Genomic DNA, 21419 nt, shown 5'->3' with positions numbered 1-21419 from the left:
CATGCGGATACAAGAATTTACATGTTTTGGCACCGAATCAGGTGGGGGCAATCCGGCGCTGGTCATCGAGGACGGACCGGCGGGCCTTGAGCAGCGTCTGGTGCTGGCGCGCGAGCGTGCGCTCACTTGCGTGTTTATCGATGCGCCTGCCGAGCGGGGAACAGCTGCCTGCCTCGACTTCGTCTATCCGCACATGCGCAGCCCGCTCTGCCTGCACGCCACGCTGGCGGCGGCGCAGGTGCTGTTCGAGCGCCATGGTTCGGCTACGCCCCTGACGGTGACGACGGCGATGCGCGGGCAGCGTTTGACCCTGTCGTGGGATGACGCGGCGCTGTTCGTGGAGCTGGCGCGGCAGGATGTGCCGCAGGTGGAAGTCGATGACGGGTTGGCCGCGCGGCTGCTCGCTGCGCCAAAGCTGCAACTATCGAGTGCGCCGCGTATCGCCTCGGTCGGCAGCCCGAAGCTGCTGCTGGAAGTGGCGGATACGGACACGCTCCGCCGCTTGACGCCCGACCTGGCATCGATTGCCGCCTGGAGCCAGGAACACGGCGTGAACGGCTGCTACGCCTGGTGCCGCACCGGGGACGCGGAATACGAAGGCCGCAATTTCAACCACCTTGACCCGCTGCTGGAAGACAGCGCCACCGGCGTCGCCGCCGGCGCGCTGACGGTCCTGCTGGGGCATGGCCTGACGCTGCGCCAGGGGCGCAGCACCGGGCGTGATTGCCTGATCCGCACCAGGCTCGAAGGCGACGTGGTTTTCGTCGGCGGGCGGGTACGTAACGAAGCAAATGCGTGGCCAAACCCTGCTTGCACTGGAGCAAACAGTTAGCTTAAAGTGATATTGAAGCGTCTGCTTTCGGCCACAAGCGGACCTGCCAACTGGCCCCGCTGGGAACTTGCCCCGGCCAATAGCCGATCCATAACCTTTTTGAAAGTCAACTCTTTGAAGCAAAGACTGGCATATTTCGGGATCTCAATTCTAATTTTTGCGGTGATCTTTTTTACTTTTAGAAGTGAGCAAGGAGTCAAGTTTATTTGGAAGGTAGTGCACGGTAACGAAAAAACTTGGAGCGGAATAGTTATACGCATCAGTGGTGACGAATATTTTGTGCCACAATCAAGCGGCCAAAGTGTTTTGCATATTGGTGATAGTGCTGCCGATGCGCTGATTTCTGTAAAACAGGAAACTAAGACTGCGAATGACCAATTTGTTTGCATCGAACAAAATTGCAAGGTTGTACAATGCAGTCACGTCGAAACTCGGCGTCTCAAAGTCGAAGGCGTACCTATGACCTTATTCACGTACGTCGAACATCTTTCTGATAATGAAAATGTTCTTGAGCATGCGTATTTGATTGAAGGTGCCGATGTTTGGGTTGCATACACGGGTGACCAAACAAGATTTCCAGTACATAAGTCTACGATTGATAAAATCGTCGCAGGAATTGCGCGGAAAGTGAAACTTGGTTCGAGCGCAGGTTAAAACGTCCACAGTGTAGTGTTGAGCTTGACGAAAAGACTACAACTACTACAGGGATTATGATCCTCAAACCGGGATGTATATCCAAAGCGATACGAGTGGCTCTCTCCGACCGTAGGCGTCTACGTCTGCTTTGGGTCTATTGTGGTGAAAAAGTCCGACGGCAACAGTTTTAGGACGCCTTAGGGGTCCAACACCTTCGAGATCGTTCGATAGCAACTGTTCTGATCAGTCGAGCCTGCCAGGGTTTCTATCCAGCGTTCAACTTAGCCAAGTTTTTCACCACAATAGGTCGGAAGCAGTCGTTTGTGAACGGTTGAAACCGACCAGAAGCGCCCGCCAGTAATCCTTCCGTAAAATTCCCATCAAGGAGACAAAAAAGAATGCCGATTCGGGAAGATATTGTTCTGCTGGCGTCCTATAACGCGTCCATGAATACCAGGCTGTATGCCGCCGCAGCCACCTTGCCGAAGGACGTGCTGAGCGCCGACCGGGGTGCCTTCTTTGGCTCGGTACTGGGCACCCTGAATCATATCGTCGCCGGAGACACCATCTGGCTGCGCCGATTCATGGGGCATCCGTCAGGCTTCACTTCGTTGAAAGCAATGGCCGGCATTGCAGCGCCCGCCGGTCTTGCCCATATGTATAGCGATGACCTGGATACGCTGCTGGAACATCGTTTGCGGCTCGATGCGATCATTGAGGCCCTGGCGGCAGAGTTATCGAATAGCGACCTGGCGCAGCCGCTCTCGTACCGGAACGCGCGTGGCGACTTCCAGAAAAATTTTGGCGCCTTGCTCCTGCACCTGTTTAACCATCAAACACATCACCGCGGCCAGGCAAGCACCCTGTTGTCACAAGCGGGCGTCGATATCGGTGTAACCGATCTGCTCGAATGGATACCTGAACACTGTTAATCATTTCTTGATCGGGAAGCTGCGTGACGACACTTATTCTATTGCCCGGCATGGACGGCACAGGTGAATTGTTCGCACCATTCGTGGCAGTACTCGACAAGCGTATAACGGCGGTCATCATCCGGTATCCGGTGAATGAACCACTGACGTATCAACAGCTTCTCTCCCGCGTTCGCGACATCCTTCCAGCAGATGAACCGTTTTTCCTGTTAGATGAGTCTTTCTCCGGCCCGATTGCGCTTTCAATCACCGCAGAACAGCCGGCAGGGCTGCGAGGGGTGATCCTGTGCGCCTCTTTCACGCGCAACCCCAGGCCCGGCTTGCAGCGGCTGCGTCGCTTCATCGGCGTCCTTCCGCTCGAGATAATGCCACGATGGCTGCTCGCACTGCCCTTGTTCGGGCGATGGTCGTCAAGGCAGTTGCGGGCCTTGCTGTCGGACGCGCTTTTAAAGGTGTCGCCTGACGTTCTCCGGGCGCGCATGCAAGAGGTGTTGGCAGTCGATGTGACGGCCGCTGCCAAAGAGATCAGGGTTCCGATGCTTTACCTGCGGGCGACGAAAGATTCACTTGTTCCCGGGAGTGCCGCAAGCTTGCTGCACGAACTCCAGCCTGCGATGCGTATTACGACATTCAAGGCGCCACACATGCTCCTGCAAGTCGTGCCGGCAGAAGCGGCACAGGCCGTTGCATCCTTTATGGCTCAGTATCATGGGCCGGCATCCAAACATTGAGAAAAATTTCCTGCCGGGATGGCGGAACAGCCATGCCCTGAGTCCGGTGTATGCTCGGTCACGACACCCAAAAGGAGAATTGCATGGCACGGCGTCCGGGGATTTTTCCCACATTCTTTCTGTCCGGCTTTGAATGCTCCACCTTCCTGTGGGGCGATGGCGTGCGGCGCAACCTGGTTGCGGAAACCGGGCACGATCGCCATGCCGCCGAGGATTACCAGATATTGAGCAGCCTGGGTATCGCCGTGGCCCGCGAAGGCATCCCGTGGCCGATGGTGGACCAGGACGGCGTCTATGACTTCTCGTCCCTCGATCCCTTCATCGACGCCATGAAGGCGTCGAAGATTACCCCGATCTGGGACCTCTGCCATTATGGCTACCCGGACGGCCTCGATCCGTTTTCCGACGCATTCGTAAGCCGCTTTGCGGCGTATTGCCGGGCGGCTGCCGAATACGTGATCGCTAAGGTCCCCGGCCCGCATTTCTTCACGCCGATCAACGAGATCACCTTCTTTTCCTTCTGCGCCGGCGAGTGGGGATGGGCCGCGCCCTATCAGTGCAGCCGGAAAGACAGGGACCGCCTGCTGCTGGCGCTGTGCCGGGCCGCGATCGCCGGCGTGAAGGCGATACGGGAAGTCGATCCCGGCGCGCGCATGGTGCACATCGATCCGCTGGTGCAGGTCGTGGCGCCGCGTGACCGGCCCGACCAGATCGAGGCCGCGCGCCGCGAAACAGAGGTCGACACTTTCCTGGCCTGGGACATCATCAGCGGGCGCGAGCACCCCGAATTCGGCGGCTCACCCGAGATCCTGGACATCGTCGGCGCCAACAATTACTCGTTCGGACAGATGGAATACCGCGAAAGCGGGCCGCATGCGGCGCTGCCGCCCGGCGACGACCGCATCGTGCCGCTGTGCGACCTGCTGACGAGCGTATGGGAACGCTATCGCAGGCCGATGATCATCGGCGAAACCAGCGGCCTGGGGCTTGGCCGCGCCGACTGGCTCAGGGATGTCATGGGGGAATCGCTGGCGGCGGTACGCCGCGGCATCGACCTGCAGGGGATCTGCCTGTTCCCCGCGGTCGACATGCCCGACTGGCATACCGGCGAGTGGGTCAAGAACGGCATCTGCGACGTGGTCGACATCAACGGCGACCTGATGCGAGTCCCGAATCCGCCTTACGTCGATGAATTGCGCCGCTGGCAGAAAGAGCTGAACCGGGTCACAGAACTGGATGAGGATCCTTCCAGCGACCCGGTGGAGCTGCAGGATGTGATCGATGCCGCGCATCGCCTCGACCTGCAGCCGGACAAGGACTGGCACTGACTGGCGCGGCCCGCCTCGGTCGGGTCAGCACCCGCCCTGCTTCACACGCTCGACTTCCAGACCAAAGAACGGACGCAGCCGCGTGCCCAGGACGTTGCCGAAGAAGGCGGCCACCAGCCACAGCCAGCCGTGCAGGCTACCCGAGACGATGCCGCTGAAGTAGGCGCCGATGTTGCAGCCATACGCCAGGCGCGCGCCGAAGCCGAGCATCAGGCCGCCGACCACGGCCGCGATCAAGGAACGCAGCGGCAGCCGGAACACCGGCGCATAACGGCCCGCGAGCGCCGCCGCCAGCATCGCGCCGAGCACGATGCCGATGTCCATCACCGAGGTCACATCGTTCGAAATCGGCGCGGCCAGCGCGGCGGCGTTGGCCTCCGTCGACCAGTAGGCCCAGCTCGCGGTGTCGATACCGATCGCCGATGCCGCCTTGGCGCCCCACAGCGCGAACGCGGACGTTACACCCCACGGCCGCCCCGACAAGGCAAGCGTCGCGAAGTTGAGCACGACGAGCGCGAGGGCGCCGGCGGCGAGTGGCCACGGACCGCGCAGCCACGGTGAAGTCGGCGACGGCTGCACGGGTGCCGCGACCAGCCGGCCATGACGGCGCTTTTCGACGACGATCGTGATGCCGACGATCGCCGCGAACACGATCCAGTTCAGCAGCAGCGCGGGGGCCAGGCCCAGTGTCTTGACGAGGGAGATCGGCGCCAGTTGCGGCAGCGAGGTCCAGAACGGCATGTAGGCGGTGGCGATCACCGATCCGATGATGAAGGCGATGAGTGTGACGACCATGCGCGTGCTGCCGCCGCCGACCGTGTACAGGGTACCGGACGCGCAACCGCCGCCCAGCTGCATGCCGATGCCGAAGATGAAGGCGCCGACGATCACCGAGGTGCCGGCGGGCTGCACCAGGCCAGTCACAGGATTGCCGAACAGCGTGCCGCTGGCGAGCGCCGGGAAAAACAATGCCACGCCCACGGCAAGCATCAGCATTTGCGCGCGCAGGCCGGCGCCGCGGCCGTCGGCGATGAAGACACGCCAGGCCGAGGTGAAGCCGAACGCGGCGTGATACAGCGTCAGGCCGAGCAGCGCGCCGACCACGAACAGCGCGGACTGCTTCGCGCCGACAGCCTGTGCCAGGTACCAGGCGCCGAGCACGATGAGGAGGAGCGCCACGGCGAGCGGTTTCGGATTGAGGTCGACGCGGCGCGGGAGGATAGGGGAAGCCAAAGAAGTCATATAGCGCGAAGATAGGAGGTGTAACCCGCTATTTTCGCGTATTTTCGTGGTACGTGCAGGCGGCGCCCCCGGTTCCGGTCTGGGCCACCGCCCAATCACGAAGAAACATCACGCAAAAAACTTCATCCCAAGGAACATCACCGCCTGCACGGCGCCAAAGAGCACCCCGGACACCAGCACCGCCGCGGCGATCGCGGTGACCAGCCCGCCAATGATCCAGTATCCATCGCGCTCGAGCACGCCAAGCGCCAGCATGCTGATCGCCAGCGCCGGCAACATATTGCCCAGTGGGATGGGCAACAGCACCACGATGGCCAGCAGCAGGCATACCAGGCCCACCGCATACTCCATGGGCGGCAAGGCCCATGCGCTGGCCCGCGGACGCAGCATTTTTTCGGCACGTTGCAGCCAGGGCCGGATGCGCCCGATCAGCGCCTGGAAGTCCTTGCGCGACATCGAGCGCCGGGCGATGAAGCCGGGCAGCCAGGGCTTCCGGTTGAAGGCCAGCTGGGCGGCCAGGAGCACCAGCGGCGCCCCGAGGATCACCGAGGTGCCCGGCAGGGCCGGCAGCGCGTTGGGGCAGGCAAACACGAACAGCAAGGCGCCCAGCGCCCGGTCCTCCAGCGCAGCGAGCAGGTCGCCGACCGAAATGCGGTCGCGCTCGCCGTCGTCGGCGAGCTGCTGCAGGACCTCCGACAGGGCCAGACCGCCTGACAGCGTTTTCATCGGCCCTCCCGCGGCGCCGGGCATTTTTGCGGGGAACGCGTCAAATTGCCTCCCCTCGTAAAGCAGGGGCAATCCGGCGGATCGACACCTTGACGATGCGCCTCGCCTCGACGGCAAGGATTTCGTAACGCAGGCCATCGAGGTCGATGGTTTGCCCGACCGCGGGGAAGCTCTCGAAACGCTCCAGGAGGAAGCCGGCCAGCGAGGCATAGTCGGCGTCGTCGCTGACCAGACCATCGGTTTCCAGTACCTGCTCGAGCAGGCGCAGGTCGGCCGTTCCCATGACTTCCCATTCGCCGGACGCCCGCGACTGGATGGCCAGCTGCTCGTCCTCGTCGGGGAATTCGCCGGCAATCGCCTCGAGGATGTCGACCGGCGTCAGGAGGCCCTGGACGATGCCGTATTCGTCGGTCACCAGCACCAGTTGTCCGTGCGAGCGCTTGAGCGTGTCCATGGCCTTCAGGACCCCGGCCGTGTCCGGCAGGATGATCGGCGCGCGCATCGGGCTGCCCTCGCCACACTCGCTGATGCGCTGGCGCAGGAGCAGGTCGCTGATCAGGTCCTTGGTGCGCCCGATGCCCACCACGTTGTCGAGCTCGCCCCGGCACACGGGCATCAGGCTGTGCGGCGTGTCCTGCAACTGGCGCAGGATCTCCTCAAGGCCATCCTCGAGATCGATCCAGGACATCTCCGAGCGCGGCGTCATGACCGAGCGGATCGAGCGGTCCGCCAGCGTCAGCACGCCGCTGACCATGTTGCGCTCCTCGACCGCGAATGCGTCCTCCTCCACCGACCGCGCGTCCTGCACCTCGTCGCCCGCTTCGACGCGTTTGCGGTTGCCCATCAGGCGCAGGACCGTTTCGGCCGTGCGGTCGCGAAAAGGCACGCGCGCCTCGCTCTTGAGGAAGTTACGGCGCGCGAACTGGTTCAGGACCTCGATCAGGATCGAGAAACCGATCGCCGCGTACAGGTAGCCCTTCGGGATATGGAAACCCAGGCCCTCGGCCACCAGGGAGAGGCCGATCATCAGCAGGAAGCTCAGGCACAACACGACGACGGTCGGATGCGCATTCACGAAACGGGTCAGCGCCTTCGACGCCAGGATCATGACGCCGATCGAGATGATCACGGCAGCCATCATCACGCCCAGTTCATCGACCATGCCCACCGCGGTGATGACGGCATCGAGCGAGAACACGGCGTCGAGCACGACGATTTGCGTGACGACGATCCCGAAGCCGGCATACACCTTCGATTCGCTCTGGATGTGCGTCACTCCCTCCAGGCGTTCATGCAGTTCGGTGGTCGCCTTGAACAGCAGGAACAATCCACCGAGCAGAAGGATCAGATCGCGCCCCGAGAAGGTCAGCGATCCCAGTGTGAACAGTGGCGCGGTGAGCGTCACCAGCCAGGACACGATCGTCAGCAAGCCGAGGCGCATGACCATCGCCAGCGACAGGCCAATCAGCCGCGCCCTGTCGCGCTGGTGCGGCGGGAGCTTGTCGGCCAGGATGGCGATAAAAATCAGGTTGTCGATGCCCAGTACGATTTCCAGGACAACGAGCGTGAGCAATCCCGCCCATATTGCTGGGTCGAATAGCCATTCCATTTATAAAACCTCTTCATGTAAGAACAATATCGTGTCCTGCCTGCGAGCTGCCGCAAACAAGGGGGAGCCAGACACAGCGGAGAACCGGGGCAAAACACAGCCGCGATCCTGTCGCATTACACGGGAGGAGGCTTGATGGGAGGATGGGGCTCAAGTCCACGCGGGGACGGCTGGCGCGCAGCAACCGAGCGGTCGGGCAAGGCGGCAAGCTGCAAGCGGCCTTCCTTGTGCACCGAATCGTGGAAATCCGTTCCAGTGGGAGGTTCGTCGGGATCGATGTCGCCAATCGATTGAAAATCGGGCGCTGCATCGGCAACGGCACCGGGTGCTGGATTGACAGGTTCCATGACGCCCGCCTGCTGCATCGACGACACAGACATGGACAAGGCAAAGACGTTCAGGGGAAACAGCAGGATCAGGAAAATGACGAATGCTCGTCGCATATGCAGGTGGTTGGATGGGACGCAGCGAGTATATCAGTTATTTTTTGGACAGCTTCCAGATTGCCGTGCCGAGCAAACCACTGCATAAAAATACGGCAACCTGCGCATCCAGGCCATCATAAAGCGGTCACAATTTACTTGTACGCTCCGGGTTGACGTTTTCCTAATGCCTACCTGGAGTGAAAAACTTGATCAAGAAAAGAATGACGCTGGCAATTGGCTGTGCGCTCGGCACGCTGTACACGCTTTCCGTACCGGCATTGGCGCAGGACACGACGCAGGAGCGGGTACCAGCGAACCAGGCCGCCGAATCGACCGATTCCCAGGTGGTGGTGGTGACGGGCTCGGCCCGTCCCCAACGGCGCTTCGACGTGTCCTATGCGGTCAATGCACTGTCGCAGAGCGAGGTGCAAAAGCTCGCTCCCCTGAACATGGCCGACCTGCTGGGCAAGATGCCAGGCATTCAGGTCGAGGCGACCGGTGGCGAAGTGCAGAACGTGACGCGCGTGCGCGGCATTCCCACTGACGACGGCTACGCCTTGTTCCAGCAGGATGGGCTGCCGCTCATGACGGAAATTAATGGCTTCTTCTTCCGTGGCGACAGCATGAACCGCTACGACCTGATGACGAAGACCATTGAAGTGGTGCGTGGCGGTCCGGCGCCGATTTACGCGAGCCAGGCCGCCGCCATCGTCAACAGTACGACTGTCACAGGCACGGAAACGACCCGTGGCAAGGCCCAGGTCACCGTGGGCACCACAGGCCTGAAGCGGCTCGACGCTTTCCAGGCCGGCAAGATCGACGATCGCACTTTTTATGCAATCGGCGGCTTCGTTCGCGAGGACGATGGCCACCGCGACAATGGCTTTCCAAACGATCGAGGCGGACAGATCCGGGCGAACATCAAGCGGGTGACGGACGCGGGCACGTGGAAGCTGAGCGCCAATTTTCTCAACGATCATAACGTCTTCTATTTGCCAATCCCGGTAGCCGATCCACGCAATCCGGGTGTTTCGCTCGATCCTTACATCGATTATTTCAAGGGGACGATGAACTCGCCGTCGCTGCGCAGCGTTCGCCAGCAGTATCTCGATGGCGCGAATGGCTTGCAAACCAGCCAGCGCGACCTGGCCAACGGCCGCCACCTGCGCTTTGGCAATATCGGCCTGCAGTACGACGGCGAACTGGGCGCGTGGCAGGTTTCGGCCAAAGCCGGCCTCACGAAAGGCACGCTCGACTTCGACGCCTTCTATTCGACGTCGAACCCGGCCGACGCCACGACCTTCTCCAACAGTTTCCTTACCGGCGCCAGGGCCGCATTCGGTCCGGTTGCACGCCTGGGCTATACGCTTGCGGGTACCGGCCAGGCCTACGATCCGGCATCGGCCTCCGGCCTCGTCATGCAGGGCCAGTACCGCGCCCTTGCCTCCGACTTCCACTCGAACCAGGCCGACATCAACTTTACGCGTCATTTCCAGACCGGCCTTGGCAACCACGACGTAAAAGTGGGCTTTTACGGCAGCGCTTACGGCGCTACCAGCAAGTCGGTTTATAACGACATGCTGATCGAAGTCCAGGGCCAGCCGCGTACGCTCGACCTGATCGCTTACTCGGCATCCGGTGCGGCGCTGGGTTCCGTCACCGACAACGGCGTGCTGCGCTACACGACGACGGTGAACGCGGGCGAAGTCGACGCCAAAATGGCTGCGCTGTACCTGAACGACACTTGGGAAATCTCCGACTTTCTGCGTCTCGATGCGGGCGTTCGCACCGAGCGTTACAAATATGATGGATATGCCCTGCTGACGACGCAGGCAAACCTGGGCAACGCAGCAACGCTGGCCGACAATACGACGCGCGCCTTTAGCGGCGAGCGCCAGGCGCGCATCATCAAGCCGCACACCACGAACTGGACGGTGGGGGCAAACTACGACTTTTCCACGCGCTTCGGCGGCTATGCCCGCATGTCCCATCTCGAAGTCCCGCCGACGATGCAGGTGGCGGCATCGGTCGACCCGCTCGTGCTGACGACGAAGGCAAACCAGTACGAAGTCGGCTTCAAGACCACCTTCGGGCGCTCCTACCTGTACATCACGGGCTTTCACACGAAATTCAATCCGTTGAACGCTTCGTTCGTTGCGTTCAACCCGGTCACCGGGCGCAACGACCAGACCGTGCCGTTCTTTGGCAAGGCCGTCATCAGCGGCGCGGAGGCCGATGGCGCATGGTACCTGACGAAAGACCTCGTCCTGAACGCATCGCTGACCATCCAGGATCCACAGTACCGCAACTTCGTGAGCGCCACCGGCGCGGACCCGTCGCGCGTCGTCGGCAACCAGATCGTCCGCGAACCCAAGGTGTTCGGCAATATCCGCCCGAGCTACAGGTTCAGCGTGGGCGACAACGTGGTCGACCTCTCCGGCAGCTATGCGTACACCGGCAAGCGCTACGTCGATCTCTTCAACGCCACCGTGCTGCCCTCCTATCATTCCGTTGGCGCCGGCATCATGGTCACGCGCGGCGACTGGCAGTTCCAGCTCACCGGCGACAACCTGGCGAACGCCAAGGGCCTCACCGAAGGCAATCCCCGCACCGACACGCTGGCGGGACAGGGCAGCAATACAGCGATCTATGGCCGCCCGGTGTTCGGCCGCAGTGCGCGTTTCGTCGTGAGCAAGGCATGGTGAGCAACAACATGATGACAAGAATGCGTAAACAATTCATCCTCGCAGCCGCGCTGGCCATCGCACTTCCTTCCAAGGCTGCTCCGGTCAAGGACCAGTACTGGGCCTTGATGGCGAACCAGCTGTTCCCGGCGGTCGCCAGCGTGAAAGCGAAGCCTCAGCAAGGCCTGGCTGCGGTACTGGACAAGCGCAAAAAACGCATCGATGCATGCCAGGGCGCCGCCAAGTGCCTGTTCCTGGCGTCCACCTGGACCGATGAAGAAATGGATGCGGTGGCGCGCGCCGTGCCGGCGCTTCCGACAAGCTCGCCAAACGGTCCACCGATCGCCGACGACGGGGTCAAGGCGCAGGTCGTGCGCGAGCTGCGCGGCCTGAACGCGATCCTGCAGATCTATGGTTTCGGCACCGAGTCGCGTTACCCGAAGATCGACGGGCCGGTCGAGAAGCCCGGCAGCGACGAGTTCAAGGCCCTGGTGGCGGATGCTCTCTGGCTGGCCGAGGCCGGAAAGAACGATCCGGGGGTAAACCTGGACCCGAGCATCCCGCTGGCAATCGCCCTCATCGATGTCAACGAACGGCGTGACGCGGTGGCCTTCGAGCCGCTCGACAAGGCGCACAATGCGCCGGCATTCGCGCTGGCGCGTGGCATCGACTGGAAGCGCTACCGGTACACGGCGATCATCATCCCCGGGGTTGGGCCGGAAAATCCGGCAATCTCGATGAGTGCCCGCAGCAAGCTGCACTTGAGACAGGCCGCCAGCCGGTTCGCCGACGGCGAGGCGGCATTCATCATCACCAGCGGCGCAGCCGTGCATCCGAAGGGCTCGCACTTCAACGAGGCGGTCGAAATGCGCAAGGTGCTCATCGAGCGCTACGGAATTCCGGCGGACCGCATCGTCATCGAACCGTATGCCCGCCACACGACCACGAACCTGCGCAACGTCACGCGGCGCCTGGTCGCGATGGGCGCGCCGATCGACCGACCGACGCTCATCGTCGCCAACCCGAGCCAGAGCGCCTATATCGGAAGCCCCGAGTTCGCGGCCCGCAACCCGGCGGAACTGGGCTATCAGCCTGGCACGGTCGGGCGCCGCCTGTCCCCTTACGAGCTGGAGTTTGTCCCCTCCCTGCAGTCGCTGCGCGTCGACCCGTGGGATCCGCTCGACCCCTGAGGACTTGAATGGCAACCCGAGCATCGCCCGAACAGCGGATGCAGTCGCGTTCCGAGGAACGCAGCGTCAGGCGGAATTCCGCATAAGCGTTGCGTTTCCGACACATCAACTTGGTCGATCCGGCCATATTGATTAGCATGCAATTTTCCCTCTTGGAGATGCCGCGTGCTCAACCAACATCCAATGCGCCGTGCCGTACTGCTCGCGCTGTACGGCGCAAGCGCCCTTGCCCCATCGGCTTTCGCCCAGACCGCCACCCCTGACATCGCCGCGGTTTCATCTGAACCTGCCGCCGTCCAGAGCGTGCACGTGGTCGGCACTCGCCGCACCGGCGCCGCATCCAGCACCGACACGCCGGTTCCGGTCGACATCATTCCCATGACCCGCCTGGCGGAACAGGGCAGCCAGTTCGACCTCGCGCAGACGCTGACCAACATCTCGCCCTCGTTCAATTCGACGCGCCAGAGCGGCGCGGACGGCGCCGACCTGGTCGATTCCGCCGCCCTGCGCGGCCTCGGTTCCGACCAGACCCTGGTGCTGGTGAACGGCAAGCGCCGCCACACGACGGCACTGGTGAACCTGTTCGGCGCGCGCAACCGCGGCAACACCGGCACCGACATGAATGCGATCCCGCTGCTGGCGATCCGCAACGTGCAGGTGCTGCGCGACGGCGCCGCCGCCCAGTACGGCTCGGACGCGATCGCCGGCGTGATGAACATCGAACTGAAGAAAAGCCTCGGCTGCGAAGCGGTTACCGGCTACGGCCAGTACAAGGAAGGCGACGGCGAAAACTGGCTGGCATCGGCCTACTGCGGCGTGGCGGTCGCCGGCGGCACGTTTGGGGTGACCGGCGAATACCTGCACCGCGGCCGCTCGAACCGCGCCGAGGAAGGCAACCCGCGCATCATCGGCGACAGCAAGACCGAAAACCAAACCGTTTATATCAATGGCGACATCCCGCTCGGCGCAGGCAGGATGTACATGACCCTTGGCGTGCAGCGCCGCGACGCCTCGTCGGCCGCGTTCGCGCGCGGCGGCGTCGGCTCGGACGACATCCCGTCGCGCAATTCGGCGGCGATGTACCCGAACGGCTTCGTCCCCTTCATTAACGGCGACCTCGACGACCGCTACGGCACGCTGGGCTTTCGCACCAGCTTTGGCGAGTGGAACGGCGACTTTTCGCAGACCTACGGCTACAACCGCCTCGACTACACGATCGCCAACACGCTCAATGCCTCGATCGCGAACCGCGACCTGGCAAACGGCGGGCGCGGCGTCAGCCCCAGTTCCTTCGGCGCGGGCGGTTTCGACTTCCGCCAGCTGACCACGAACGCCGACTTCAGCCGCTACTACGGCGGCGTCCTCAATGGCCTGAACGCGGCCTTCGGCCTTGAACACCGCCGCGAGAACTACAAGATCTTCGCCGGCGAGCCGGGTTCCTACATCGACGCCGACGGCGTGGGCGTGGGCGGCAATGCCGGCAGCCAGGGCTTCCCGGGCTTCCAGCCGGGCGACGCGACTAACCGCAGCCGCCACAGCACGGCCGCCTACATCGACCTCGAAGCGGACATCACCGACCGCTTCAAGCTGCTGGGCGCGCTGCGCCACGAGCGCTTCTCGGATTTCGGCTCGACCACCGACGGCAAGCTCGCCGCGTCGTATAAGCTGGGAGGAAATGTACTGGTGCGCGGCTCGGCCAGCACGGGCTTCCGGGCGCCGTCGCTGCAGCAGGTGTACTTCTCCTCGACCTTCACCGACTTCGTCAACGGCCAGCCGCTCGACGTGGTGCTAGCGCCGAACGGCGGCGCGGTGGCGAATGCCGCCGGGATCCCGGCGCTGACCGAGGAAAAATCGAAGAGCTTCACCTTCGGCGCGACCTGGACCCCGTCGCAGGCAACTTCCGTGACGGCCGACCTGTACCGCATCGACATCGACGACCGCATCGTGCTGTCGGGGCGTTTCGACGCCGAGAACTACCCGGCGCTGGGCGCGACGCTGCAGTCGCTGGGCGTGGGCCAGGCCCAGTTCTTCGTGAATTCGATCGACACCCGGACCCAGGGCCTGGACGTGACGATGGCGCACCGCATGCCCCTTTACGCCGGGCGCCTGAACACCTTCCTGGCGATGAACTTCAGCGAGACCGAAGTGAAGGGCGTGCATGCGCCGCGCGCCCTGGCGGGCTTCGAGGACGTGCTGCTGTCCGAGCGCGAGCGCCTGTTCATCGAACAGGGCGGCCCGCGCCGCAAGGCCACGCTCGGCTTCGAGTACACGCAAGGCAAGTTCGGCAGCGACTTCCGCATCATCCACTTCGGTCCGCAGACGCTGGGCACCTTCTCGGGCCCGCCGGTGCCGAACGCGCATTATGAGGCGAAGACCTCGGCCGACCTGTCGTTCAGCTGGTCCTTCAGCGAGCGCACCAGGCTGACCGTGGGCGGCACCAACATCTTCGACGTCACGCCGACCGCGCAGGATCCAAACGAAACCGACAACGGCTTCAAGTACGAGAGCGTGCAGTTCGGGCTGAATGGCGCGGCCTATTTCGCGCGCCTCTGGCACAAGTTTTAAGGCGCGGGCACGCTACGTGAAACCCGTATTTCGCGTAGCGGCCATTCGTGTAAAATCTTTGTAGTCAGATGGACAAACAACCAAAGGATGTCGGATATGAAGCTTCTCTCCACCAAATCGCTTGCCATCGCTTTCGCGGCCTCGGTCGTTTCGATGAGCGCGCTTGCCCAGAACTGGCCAACCAAGAACGTGACGGTCGTGGTGCCATGGCCACCGGGCGGCCCGTCCGACATCGCGGCGCGTCCGTGGGCCAAGCAGCTCACCGAAGGCCTCGGCAAGTCCTTCATCATCGATAACCGCGCCGGCGGCGGCGGCAACATCGGCACGGCCGCCGTGGTGCGCGCCCAGCCCGACGGCCACACCCTGCTCATCACCTCGAGCGCGCCGATCGTGATCAACCCGAGCGTCTACAAGAACATGACCTTTGACCCGCTGAAGGACCTGGCGCCGGTCAGCAACCTGCTGCGCGTGCCGCTGGTGCTGGTGGCCCACCCTTCGGTGCCGGCGAAAAACCTGAAGGAGCTGATCGCCCACATCCAGTCGAAGAAGGGCCAGTTCTCGTACGCGTCCTCGGGCGCCGGCACGCCACAGCACCTGACGGGCGAACTGTTCAACAGCGTGCAGAAACTGAATATGACGCACGTCCCGTACAAGGGCTCGGCACCGGCGATTTCCGACCTGTTGGGCGGCCATATCCCGATGATGTTCGACAGCACCATCGCTATCATGCCGCACATTAAGAGCGGCAAGGTGCGCCCGATTGCCATCTCCAGCGCCAAGCGCTCGCCGCTGCTGCCGGACGTGCCGACCTTCGCCGAAGCGGGCATCCCGGCCGTCGAATCGTATGCGTGGTATGGCCTGTTCGCCCCGGCGAAGACGCCGGCGCCGGTCATCGCCAAGATCAATGCCGAGACCATCAAGTTCATGAAGTCGCCGGAATTCGAAAAAATCCGCGCCGACACCGGTTCGGACTATGTGGGCGACACGCCGGCAAACTTCACCAAGTTCGTCCAGGCCGAATCGGCCAAGTGGTCGAAGGTGGCGAAGCAGAGCGGCGCGACGGTCGACTAAGCAGCATCGTTTGATTGAAAAGGGACTGGCTTGCCAGTCCTTTTTTTTGTCCGTGTCCCGTCCCGCAACAGGTGCCGGAGGGACGTAGGGTGGGCGGCTACACCCGGATGCCTGATGGTCCGCGACTTGAGCGCCGCCCACGCGTTCAACCGGCTCCGGCAACCTCGCGTCGTCTCACACGTGCGTTGAACGCGTGGGGTGACGCGGGCTAAATGCCCGCGGAACGCAACGCAGGCGTCCACGCAGCGTGAGCACAGACACTCGGGTATAGCCGCACACCCTACATCCCTCCGCTTGACGCTCGTGCTACCAAATAAAAACGGCAGCCGAAGCTGCCGTTTTTTCTGCCTTACCCGTACCGAAGGGTCAGACTGTTTTTTCGACCTTGTCGGCCTGGGTACCGCCCTTCTTGCCCTCGGCAACGCGCCGCTCCCAGTAATCGGCGCCCTCGATGCCCAGCGCCACCGGATCGAATTGCGGGTCCTTGCCGGCTGCTTTCTGCGCTTCATAGTCGCGCAGGCATTTGAAGGCCACGTTCCGCAGCAGCACGATGGCCACCAGGTTCAGCCAGGCCATCAGGCCGACGCCGATGTCGCCCAGCGCCCAGGCCACGTCGGCCGTTTTCACGGTGCCGTAGATGGTGGCGCCGATGATCGCCAGTTTCAGCACGAACTTCAGCCATGGGTGGCGTGCATGGCGGTCGATGTAGGAGATGTTCGTCTCGGCGATGTAGTAGTAGGCGACGATGGTCGTGAAGGCGAAGAACAGCAAGGCCACCGCAACGAAGATCGCGCCGAAGCCCGGCATCACGTTTTCCAGCGCCGTCTGCACGTAGCCCGGGCCGCTGGCCACGCCCTTGACGCCGGTGAACATGGCCTCGCCATTCGGTCCTTCGACGTTGTACTGGCCGGTAATGAGCAGCATGAAGGCCGTTGCCGAGCACACGAACAGGGTGTCGATGTAGACCGAGAAGCCCTGCACCAGGCCCTGCTTGGCCGGATGGCTCACTTCCGCCGCCGACGAGGCATGCGGGCCGGTGCCCTGCCCTGCTTCGTTCGAGTAGACGCCGCGCTTGACGCCCCACATGATCGCCAGGCCCAGGATCGCTCCGAAACCGGCATCCAGGCCGAAGGCCGAGCTGAAGATCAGCCCCATGACGCCCGGCAGGCGCTCGATGTTCATCAGGATGATAAAGACCGCCACCAGGATGTAGCCGAGCGCCATGAACGGCACCACGACTTCGGCGAAGGTAGCGATGCGCTTGACGCCGCCGAAGATGATAAAGGCCAGCACGATCGCCAGGCCCGCCGCGGTGTAGCTGCGGTCCAGGCCCGTCGCCGTCTGCAGGCCTTCGGCAATCGAGTTGGCCTGCACGCCCGGCAGCAGCAGGCCGGTGGCGAGGATGGTGGCAAACGCGAAGGTTAGCGCATACCACTTCATGCCGAGGCCCTTCTCGATGTAGAAGGCCGGGCCGCCGCGGTACTGGTTGTTGATCTGCTCCTTGTACACCTGGCCGAGCGTGGACTCGACGAAGGCCGAGCTGGCGCCGAGGAAGGCCACCGCCCACATCCAGAACACGGCGCCGGGGCCGCCAAAGGTAATGGCGGTAGCAACGCCGGCGATATTGCCGGTGCCGACGCGGCCGGCAAGCGTCATGGAAAGCGCCTGGAACGAGGACACGCCCTGCTCCGAGCCTTTGCCTTCAAGCATCAGGCGGATCATTTCCTTCGCATGGCGCACCTGCAGGAAGCGCGATCGCAGCGAAAAATACAGGCCCACGCCGAGGCACAGCACGATCAGCGCCGGACTCCAGATAATGCCGTTAATAGTGGTGACTAACTCGTTCATCTACATCTTCCCCATGCAATGCGGCGGCGACAGTCGTGTCTGCCCTTCTGGTGTTGGACTTCCGCCGATGAACATCATTCGACGGGCAAAATGAGAAGATACCCGAAGACGTAACTGATGACTAACATTTATTGCAGGGGATGTGGATCTGCCAAGACGCTAGCTGCGGCGCTGGAGTTCGCCACTGGCGAACTGTTCGATCTTGCGGGTCGGGCCGGACACGATCAGGAGGTCGGCCGGCTCGATGCGGGTGTCGGGCAAGGCATGCTGGAAGTCTTCGTTGGCGCGCTTGACGCCGACCACGGTGACGCCGGACTGCGAGCGCACGTGCGACTCGGCCAGGGTCAGGTGATGGGTGTGCGGCGGCGCGCAGATCTTGGCGATCGCGAAGCCATCCTCGAACTCGATGAAGTCCATCATGCGCCCGGTAATCAGGTGCGCCACCCGCGCGCCCATGTCGGCTTCCGGATAGACCACGTGGTGGGCGCCGATGCGCTGGGCGATCTGGCCATGCTCGGGCGTCATCGCCTTGACCCAGATGTCCTTGACGCCCAGTTCCGTCAGGACCATCAGCGTCATCAGGCTGGCGGCCAGGTCGGACCCGATGGCGACGATCGCATGCGAGAAATCGGCCACGCCCAGCTGCAGCATCACGTTTTCGTTGGTGGAATCGGCCTGCACCGCATGGGTCAGGCGCTCGGCCCAGACCTGCACCAGGTCTTCCTTGCGGTCGATGCCCATGACGTCGTGGCCGAGGTGCACCAGGGACTGCGCGACGGCGCCGCCGAAACGGCCCAGGCCAATGACGACGACGCTGTCGCTGGACGAAAAGGCGAACTGCTCCGTGAAAATTCTACCCAACAATTGGATGCTCCTCTGGATAACGGTAAGGCATGCGGCGCTCGCCGAGAATGAGCGAGGTGGCGATCGTGATCGTGCCTACCCTGCCGAAAAACATCAACAGCGCCAGCACCATCTGTGCCGACGGCGGCAGCTGGGCGGTGATGCCGGTGGACAGGCCGGCCGACCCGAAGGCGGCAATGGCCTCGAAGATGACCTGGCCGATCGGGAAGTCGGTAAGCCGCAGCAGGACGATGGTGCCGAGCGCGACGACCGTGCTGCCGAGCACGAGCACGGTAATGGCCTGGCGCTGGGCCGATGCGCCGACGCGGCGCCCAAAGGCTTCGGTATCGGCATGGCCGCGCGCCTCGGCCAGCACCAGCAGGAACAGCACCATGAAGGTGCCGACCTTGACCCCGCCCGCGGTGCCGGCGCTGCCGCCGCCGATGAACATCAGGAAGTAGTGCAAGGCCCAGCTTTCCTGGGTCAGCGCGCCGATGTCGAGCGCGTTGAAACCGGCGGTGCGCGCCGCCACCGAGACGAACAGGCTGTTGAGCAGCTTGCCGGCGAGGCTGAACGGCCCGATCGTGCGCGGGTTGTCCCATTCGAGCAGCAGCGTGGCGACGAAGCCGACGACGAGCAGCAACAGGGTGCCGGTCAGCGTCAGCTTGGTATGCAGCGACCAGTGGCGCGGGTCGCGCCAGCGGTGGCGCAGGTCGTGCAGCACGGGAAAGCCGATGCCGCCGACGACGATCGCCAGCATCATCGGCCCCAGCACCAGGGCGTCGCCCGCGTAGCGCATCAATCCGTCCGCATGGATCGAAAAGCCGGCGTTGTTAAAGGCCGAGACCCCGTGGAACAGCCCGGACCAGAAGGCCTCGCCCCAGGCCATGTCGTAACCGAAGCGCAGGCGCAGGATCAGCAGCGCGGAGATGATGAGCTGTACTACCACCGTGACGAACAACACCACCCTGGCCACGCTGGCGACGTCGCCCAGCGCCAGCGTGCGCGATTCGGTCTGCGTCATCATCCGGGTGCGCAGGCGCGGCGAGCGGTTCACCATCAGGCCGAGCAGCGTGGCGCCGGTCATCATGCCGAAGCCGCCCAGCTGGAACAGCAGCATGATGATCCACTGGCCGAAGCCGGACCAGTAGGTGCCGGTATCGACCACGGCCATGCCGACCACGCAGACCGCCGACACTGCAGTGAAGGCGGCCACGTTCCAGGGGGCGGCGCCCTCACCCGCGCGCGCGATGGGCAGCATCAACAGCAGCGTGCCGACCGCGATGGCGGCGAGAAAAGCCAGTGTCACGGCGCGCGCCGGGTGCAGGATCGCTTTCATCGGTGAACGCCGTTGCGGTTTCATGCCCGCTCGTCCTGCTCCAGGTCCATCGTGTCGGTATCCGGATCCGAGTCGAGCGGCGCACCCATGAACTTGAGCCAGGCGAAGCCGAGCACACCGGCGACCAGCGATGCGAGCAGGATCGCCATTTTCGAGGCGTTCACAGTGTCGGGCTGGCCGGCAAAGGCTAGGTTGGTGATGAAGATCGACATCGTGAAGCCAATTCCCCCGAGCAGGCCCGCGCCCAGCACGTGGCGCCATTCGAGGTCGAGCGGCAGGCGGCACAATCCGGCGCGCACCGCGATAAAGCTGAACAGGACGATGCCGATCGGCTTGCCGGCCACGAGTCCGAGCAGGATCCCGAGGCTGTTAATCGACAGAAGTTCTCCGGCCCAGCCGGCGCCGATGATGATGCCGGTGTTGGCCAGTGCAAAGATCGGCAGGATCAGGAAGGCCACCGGCTTGTGCAGGGCGTCTTCGAGGCGGTGCGAAGGCGATTCGGCGTCGTCCTGGGTGGCCGAGTAGGGAATCGCAAAGGCCAGCAGCACGCCGGCAATCGTCGCGTGTACGCCGGACTTGAGCATCAGGAACCACATCAGCGCGCCGCCCACGAGATAAGGCAGCAGCGCCATCACGCGCAGCATTCGCTTCATCAGGAACAGCGCGGCGAACACCCCCAGCGCGGCGGCAAGGTAGACCAATGAAAACTGCGCCGTGTAGAAGACGGCGATGACGACGATCGCGGCCAGGTCGTCGATCACGGCGAGTGCGGTGAGGAAGATCTTGAGCGAGGCCGGCACCCGGCTGCCGAGCAGCGCCAGCACGCCGAGTGCGAAGGCGATGTCGGTGGCCATCGGGATGCCGACGCCGGCCTGGGTCGGCGTGCCCCCGTTGAGGAGGTAATGGATCAGGGCCGGCACCGCGACGCCGCCGGCCGCGGCCACGATCGGCAGCATGGCATGGCGCAGGTCGGACAGCTCGCCGTTGACCAGCTCGCGCTTGAGTTCGAGGCCGACAAGGAGGAAGAATACGGCCATGAGCGCGTCGTTGACCCAGAGCTCGACGCTCAGCCCGGCCAGCGGCAGGTGCCAGAAATGCAGGTAGCCCTCGCCCAGCGCCGAGTTGGCGACAAGGAGCGAGACCAGGGTGCACAGGATCAGGACGATGCCGCCGGACTTGCCCGACTCCGAGAATTTTTTGAACGTGGCGGAAAGTTTTTTCTCTATGCGCATGGCGTGTCTCCCGACGGCGCGGCATGCGAATGGAGTGAGGACAGGCAGGCCAGCGTGGCGCGGGCGCGAGAGGAAGGCAGTGGCAATGGCATCAAGGTCGGGAGTCCATGGGACGTGAATAAACCGCGTGGCGGCCCGACCAGCGCGAATCCTGTCGTACCCGAACGGTACGATCACCCTTGCCGA

General features: G+C 63.3%; 17 protein-coding genes. 9 read left to right on the top strand and 8 right to left on the bottom strand.

Annotation, left to right across the window (positions count from 1 at the left end; genetic code table 11):
- The first annotated feature begins 1 nt into the window (after position 1).
- From ACFPN5_RS18480 to ACFPN5_RS18460, 5 genes are all read left to right on the top strand, one after another.
- The gene (locus ACFPN5_RS18480) at positions 2–832 is read left to right on the top strand and encodes a PhzF family phenazine biosynthesis protein (RefSeq protein ID WP_379785248.1); all 831 of its coding nucleotides are present in this window, start codon (positions 2–4) and stop codon (positions 830–832) included.
- Positions 833–844: 12 nt separating this feature from the next.
- Complete coding sequence (locus tag ACFPN5_RS18475; RefSeq protein ID WP_379785247.1) at positions 845–1486, top strand: hypothetical protein; 642 nt, start codon at positions 845–847, stop codon at positions 1484–1486.
- Between the two features lie 380 nt (positions 1487–1866).
- On the top strand, positions 1867–2400 hold the full coding sequence (locus ACFPN5_RS18470; protein ID WP_379785246.1) for a DinB family protein: 534 nt from the start codon (positions 1867–1869) through the stop codon (positions 2398–2400).
- Positions 2401–2423: 23 nt separating this feature from the next.
- Positions 2424–3131 (top strand): alpha/beta fold hydrolase, encoded by a 708-nt coding sequence (locus ACFPN5_RS18465; protein WP_379785245.1) that lies wholly within the window; start codon positions 2424–2426, stop codon positions 3129–3131.
- Positions 3132–3214: 83 nt separating this feature from the next.
- Positions 3215–4459, top strand: coding sequence for a glycoside hydrolase family 1 protein (locus ACFPN5_RS18460; protein WP_379785244.1), 1245 nt, complete (start codon positions 3215–3217; stop codon positions 4457–4459).
- 24 nt (positions 4460–4483) lie between these two features.
- On the opposite strand, the gene ACFPN5_RS18455 is transcribed toward ACFPN5_RS18460, so the two are convergent.
- From ACFPN5_RS18455 to ACFPN5_RS18440, 4 genes are all read right to left on the bottom strand, one after another.
- Positions 4484–5701 carry a YeeE/YedE family protein gene (locus ACFPN5_RS18455; RefSeq protein ID WP_379785243.1) on the bottom strand — a complete coding sequence of 406 codons (1218 nt, stop codon included), beginning with the start codon at positions 5699–5701 and terminating at the stop codon, positions 4484–4486.
- A gap of 108 nt (positions 5702–5809) precedes the next feature.
- Positions 5810–6427: an exopolysaccharide biosynthesis protein gene (locus ACFPN5_RS18450; protein WP_379785242.1), complete on the bottom strand. Its 618-nt coding sequence runs from the start codon at positions 6425–6427 to the stop codon at positions 5810–5812.
- Between the two features lie 40 nt (positions 6428–6467).
- Positions 6468–8036, bottom strand: coding sequence for a TerC family protein (locus ACFPN5_RS18445; RefSeq protein ID WP_379785241.1), 1569 nt, complete (start codon positions 8034–8036; stop codon positions 6468–6470).
- A 116-nt stretch (positions 8037–8152) separates the two neighbouring features.
- Entirely contained in the window at positions 8153–8479 is a 327-nt protein-coding gene (locus ACFPN5_RS18440; protein ID WP_379785240.1) for a hypothetical protein, read from the bottom strand.
- A 188-nt stretch (positions 8480–8667) separates the two neighbouring features.
- On the opposite strand from ACFPN5_RS18440, the gene ACFPN5_RS18435 reads away from it, so the two are divergent.
- The 4 genes from ACFPN5_RS18435 (at position 8668) to ACFPN5_RS18420 (ending at position 15971) form a co-directional block, all read left to right on the top strand.
- On the top strand, positions 8668–11166 hold the full coding sequence (locus ACFPN5_RS18435; protein WP_379785239.1) for a TonB-dependent receptor: 2499 nt from the start codon (positions 8668–8670) through the stop codon (positions 11164–11166).
- Positions 11167–11186: 20 nt separating this feature from the next.
- The gene (locus tag ACFPN5_RS18430) at positions 11187–12335 is read left to right on the top strand and encodes a YdcF family protein (RefSeq protein WP_379785238.1); all 1149 of its coding nucleotides are present in this window, start codon (positions 11187–11189) and stop codon (positions 12333–12335) included.
- A gap of 165 nt (positions 12336–12500) precedes the next feature.
- Positions 12501–14900: a TonB-dependent receptor plug domain-containing protein gene (locus tag ACFPN5_RS18425; RefSeq protein WP_379785237.1), complete on the top strand. Its 2400-nt coding sequence runs from the start codon at positions 12501–12503 to the stop codon at positions 14898–14900.
- Positions 14901–14996: 96 nt separating this feature from the next.
- Positions 14997–15971 carry a Bug family tripartite tricarboxylate transporter substrate binding protein gene (locus ACFPN5_RS18420; protein WP_379785236.1) on the top strand — a complete coding sequence of 325 codons (975 nt, stop codon included), beginning with the start codon at positions 14997–14999 and terminating at the stop codon, positions 15969–15971.
- Between the two features lie 366 nt (positions 15972–16337).
- Here the strand turns inward: ACFPN5_RS18420 and ACFPN5_RS18415 are convergent, their stop codons facing one another.
- From ACFPN5_RS18415 to nhaA, 4 genes are all read right to left on the bottom strand, one after another.
- Positions 16338–17819 carry an alanine/glycine:cation symporter family protein gene (locus ACFPN5_RS18415; protein ID WP_379785235.1) on the bottom strand — a complete coding sequence of 494 codons (1482 nt, stop codon included), beginning with the start codon at positions 17817–17819 and terminating at the stop codon, positions 16338–16340.
- A gap of 159 nt (positions 17820–17978) precedes the next feature.
- Positions 17979–18683 carry a potassium channel family protein gene (locus tag ACFPN5_RS18410; protein ID WP_379785234.1) on the bottom strand — a complete coding sequence of 235 codons (705 nt, stop codon included), beginning with the start codon at positions 18681–18683 and terminating at the stop codon, positions 17979–17981.
- Positions 18673–20001: a TrkH family potassium uptake protein gene (locus ACFPN5_RS18405; protein ID WP_379785233.1), complete on the bottom strand. Its 1329-nt coding sequence runs from the start codon at positions 19999–20001 to the stop codon at positions 18673–18675. Before ACFPN5_RS18405 ends, ACFPN5_RS18410 begins: the two co-directional genes overlap by 11 nt.
- Before the next feature lie 20 nt (positions 20002–20021).
- A complete protein-coding gene (gene nhaA / locus ACFPN5_RS18400) occupies positions 20022–21233 on the bottom strand; it encodes a Na+/H+ antiporter NhaA (RefSeq protein WP_379785232.1) in 1212 nt (403 codons plus the stop codon).
- Positions 21234–21419: the final 186 nt, after the last annotated feature.

The sequence above is a fragment of the Massilia niabensis genome (assembly GCF_042655085.1).
Taxonomy (GTDB): Bacteria; Pseudomonadota; Gammaproteobacteria; order Burkholderiales; family Burkholderiaceae_D; genus Telluria; species Telluria niabensis.
The sequence above is the reverse complement of the archived record's forward strand: the minus strand, read 5'-3'. Positions and strand labels throughout refer to the sequence as shown.

What these genes read in the sequence shown, in the direction of transcription:
- ACFPN5_RS18450 (WP_379785242.1), bottom strand. Translation starts at nt 6,427, where the DNA reads ATGAAAACGCTGTCAGGCGGTCTGGCCCTGTCGGAGGTCCTGCAGCAG.
- nhaA (WP_379785232.1), bottom strand. Translation starts at nt 21,233, where the DNA reads ATGCGCATAGAGAAAAAACTTTCCGCCACGTTCAAAAAATTCTCGGAG.
- ACFPN5_RS18460 (WP_379785244.1), top strand. Translation starts at nt 3,215, where the DNA reads ATGGCACGGCGTCCGGGGATTTTTCCCACATTCTTTCTGTCCGGCTTT.
- ACFPN5_RS18470 (WP_379785246.1), top strand. Translation starts at nt 1,867, where the DNA reads ATGCCGATTCGGGAAGATATTGTTCTGCTGGCGTCCTATAACGCGTCC.
- ACFPN5_RS18440 (WP_379785240.1), bottom strand. Translation starts at nt 8,479, where the DNA reads ATGCGACGAGCATTCGTCATTTTCCTGATCCTGCTGTTTCCCCTGAAC.
- ACFPN5_RS18405 (WP_379785233.1), bottom strand. Translation starts at nt 20,001, where the DNA reads ATGAAAGCGATCCTGCACCCGGCGCGCGCCGTGACACTGGCTTTTCTC.
- ACFPN5_RS18455 (WP_379785243.1), bottom strand. Translation starts at nt 5,701, where the DNA reads ATGACTTCTTTGGCTTCCCCTATCCTCCCGCGCCGCGTCGACCTCAAT.
- ACFPN5_RS18480 (WP_379785248.1), top strand. Translation starts at nt 2, where the DNA reads ATGCGGATACAAGAATTTACATGTTTTGGCACCGAATCAGGTGGGGGC.
- ACFPN5_RS18420 (WP_379785236.1), top strand. Translation starts at nt 14,997, where the DNA reads ATGAAGCTTCTCTCCACCAAATCGCTTGCCATCGCTTTCGCGGCCTCG.
- ACFPN5_RS18430 (WP_379785238.1), top strand. Translation starts at nt 11,187, where the DNA reads ATGCGTAAACAATTCATCCTCGCAGCCGCGCTGGCCATCGCACTTCCT.
- ACFPN5_RS18445 (WP_379785241.1), bottom strand. Translation starts at nt 8,036, where the DNA reads ATGGAATGGCTATTCGACCCAGCAATATGGGCGGGATTGCTCACGCTC.
- ACFPN5_RS18415 (WP_379785235.1), bottom strand. Translation starts at nt 17,819, where the DNA reads ATGAACGAGTTAGTCACCACTATTAACGGCATTATCTGGAGTCCGGCG.